Here is a 3,053-nt window from a genome sequence, read left to right as displayed (position 1 = left end):
AACAGCAAACCTTTCGCTCTTGTTCGGAGAGAAACCGAGCACTAACTTCTTTGGTCTATGAACCCCATTAGAAATTACAAAAAATATATGGGTAGCAAAAATTCACTGCGCAATACTCTGTTCTGGATTTCTAACGGGGCAGGAAAAACACTTTTGATATCATTTGCACTTTTGTTTGTCGGGCTTGTACCTCACGCACTCGCGCAGGGATTTGTCCCGCTCGCGCCCATCCCAGGCCTTACGGAAGGAGGGGCGGCAAACTCCGGCAATCTCGCAATCTTTTTCAACAACCTCTACAAATACCTCATCGGCCTTGCGGCGGTGCTGGCTATTATTGAAATCATCTGGGGTGGGCTCGAGATATCGACTCAGGATAGTGTGAGCAAAAACCAGGCGGGTAAGGACCGCATTTATCAGGCGCTTTTTGGCCTCGTGCTCGTCCTCTCTCCCGTACTCGTTTTTTCTATCATCAATCCGAGCATTTTGAATCTTTCACTAAATCTTAAACCACTTGAAACAACAGGCGACCGGGCGGCACCACCCACTACAACATGCAACCCAGCAACTAATGCAGACAACGCCGCATGCCGTGAGCAACTTCGAAATCAGTGTATAGCCCGCGGCGGTACCCCCCAAGAAACAAGAGACCCTCTTACAACCAGAGTAACCATATCCTGTATCACGACCGGGCCTCTTGTGCCCGGAGCTACAATGACTATTAACGAGTGTATTGGGCAGCCCACAAATGGTTCCGGTTCTCCTATACTAACAACGCATACTTGCGCCGGAGCGACTTCGGCCGAATTACAAGGGAAACCAAATTGTCGTAATCTTTCTCCTGAACAGGGGATCTGTGTTTGGTAATTATGCAACGCTACCTCATCATCGCCGCAACCGTCATTGTCCTCCTCGGAATAGGGGTGGGTGCCTATTTTCTCTTCTTCAGCAAAGCGCCGAGCGTGAGCGTTACCCTCACTGACGGAACAACCTTTCCTGTGGCGGGGCAGGGAACTCCTCCGGGAACCACTACAGGGGTTGGGACAACAGGAACGACTACTAGCACGGGTGTTATTGCACCAGTGGCGGTATCATCGCGCCTCGTACAGATAAGCAAGGGGCCGATAGTTCCTGGGGAGGTGGTTATTGATAGTAAGGCCACCACTGCCACATCCTCCGCTAATACTACTGTCAGCTACATCGAACGAGAGAGTGGCAATGTTTTCTCGTATTCGACTCGTACACGAACGCTCACTAGGACAAGCAACCGGACAGTGCCGGGTCTCCAGTCTGCCTTGTGGCTTCCGAACGGATCCTTCGCTTTCACGCGGTATCTTTCCGGCTCTGATTTTTCTATCATCAACACTTACGCGCTCCCTGCAACCGGCACCGGCGGGTTCTTTCTTTCGCAAAACCTTGCTGACATCGCTGTTTCAGCGACGGGCATACTCACCCTCTCTTCTGGGGTAAATGGTTCAAATGCCTCACTCTTGCGCACCGACGGAACGCGCCCAGTGGCTATATTCTCAACTCCACTTTCTTCGCTCAGAATTTCATTTGCGGGAAAGCAATATCTCGCAACGACAAAAGCCTCCGCATCACTCCCCGGTAGCGCATTCCTTGTCAGCACCGACGGAAATTTCTCACGCATAGCCGGACCGTACGACGGGTTGGTGGCGCTCGCGAGCCCTCTCGGAAAGTGGGTGTTGGTGAGTTATGTGCTCAATACAAGTATGCAGATGGAGCTTGTAAACGCTGCGACGGGAGAAACGCTCCGACTCCCCGTGGCGACCATTGCTGATAAGTGTGTGTGGGCGACCGACGATTCGGCGGTTTATTGCGGAGTTCCGGTGAACCCTCCTGCAAGAGCGAGTTATCCTGATGATTGGTATCAGGGTGCGGTGCAATTCAGTGATCGTATTTGGAAAATACAAGTCTCCGGCCGCTATGCTCAGCTTGTTTTGGATTTCCCTAAAGAAACAAAAGGGTCGCTTGATGTGCAGGCTCCCGCCATCAATCCGGCAAGCACCATGCTCGTCTTCGTTAACAAGAACGACGGCTCGCTCTGGGGATACTCACTCTAGGTGCTCGCGGCAATCAGCTTGCGGCGCAAGTACCACTCCTGAAGCGCTCCAGCAAGGTTTGTCGCGATGAAATACAGCGCGATAGCGCCGGAGGTTGTGTAGGAAATCGTCGCAATAAGAAACGGGAAGACATATTTCAGCTGCATACTCATTATCTTTTGGAAGTCTCCTTGCATGCCGCCTCCAGAAGGCTTCATCGTTCCAGAGAGAGCCATGTGCGCCTGGAGGAATTGTGTGAGTCCCGCCAACACGGCGAGAAACATGCTTTTGCCTGCGACGGAGATAATCCCAAGAAATTCGAGCGAGACTGAGTGCGGTAGCGGAGTAAACGCGTAGATGCGCGCCGCATTAATGGTGATGAATGATTCATAATTAAAAACCCAGAAGAGCGCGAGGAGGACCGGGATCTGTATGAAGACTGTGAGGATGCTTGAGAAAGGATTCACTTGTGCTTCTTTGTAGAGCGCTAATGTTTCAACCGCTTCTTTTTCTTTGTCGCCCTTATGTTTTTCCTTCAGGTCTTTAATCTTTGGTTCCAACACCCTCATTGCCTGTTGGGTGCGTGCCGCCGAGAGCGAGAAGGGGAGAAGTATGAGCCGAATGATAATGGTGAGTATGATGACCGCAACACCAACATCTCCGCCAGGCACGAGCGCCATAAGCGCGACGAGCGCATTGTAAATAGGATTATAGAAAACGGCGTGAAAAAAAGTTGATATCACAAACGAGGGTTTAAGCTATTAATGTAGTTTCGCAAAAAGTGCGGCTATTTCTTTCTTGGTGTCCTCATAGCTTACACTACCCGCGGACGATTTTGGAAAAATAATGACCGCCGGAGGCAAGGGAAGGGTCCGGAGTGCCGCGAATACCCTGCGTTTTATGCGGTGGCGGGTAACTGAAAGACGGGCTATTTTTTTGGGAATAATGACCGCATACCCCCGTGCATCGCTCGAAACGACGGCGGAAAAGTGG

At 51.2% G+C, this 3,053-nt stretch carries 4 protein-coding genes; 2 read left to right on the top strand and 2 right to left on the bottom strand.

Going from position 1 to position 3,053, the window contains the following annotated elements; genetic code table 11:
* Window positions 1-87 precede the first annotated feature (87 nt).
* Together WC764_04800 and WC764_04795 are read left to right on the top strand one after the other, a co-directional pair.
* On the top strand, window positions 88-864 hold the full coding sequence (locus WC764_04800; protein MFA6007013.1) for a hypothetical protein: 777 nt from the start codon (window positions 88-90) through the stop codon (window positions 862-864).
* A 2-nt stretch (window positions 865-866) separates the two neighbouring features.
* On the top strand, window positions 867-2,081 hold the full coding sequence (locus WC764_04795) for a hypothetical protein (protein MFA6007012.1): 1,215 nt from the start codon (window positions 867-869) through the stop codon (window positions 2,079-2,081).
* Here the strand turns inward: WC764_04795 and WC764_04790 are convergent.
* Together WC764_04790 and WC764_04785 are read right to left on the bottom strand one after the other, a co-directional pair.
* Window positions 2,078-2,803 (bottom strand): YidC/Oxa1 family membrane protein insertase, encoded by a 726-nt coding sequence (locus WC764_04790; GenBank protein ID MFA6007011.1) that lies wholly within the window; start codon window positions 2,801-2,803, stop codon window positions 2,078-2,080. The two genes, WC764_04795 and WC764_04790, sit on opposite strands and share 4 nt — an antisense overlap.
* Before the next feature lie 18 nt (window positions 2,804-2,821).
* A partial coding sequence (locus tag WC764_04785) for a ribonuclease P protein component (GenBank protein MFA6007010.1) occupies window positions 2,822-3,053 on the bottom strand: 232 nt, incomplete at its 5' end.

Source organism: Candidatus Paceibacterota bacterium (genome assembly GCA_041660505.1).
Lineage (GTDB): Bacteria > Patescibacteriota > Minisyncoccia > Phycocordibacterales > JACRKE01 > JBAZWG01.
This window is presented reverse-complemented; position numbering and strand designations above follow the sequence as displayed.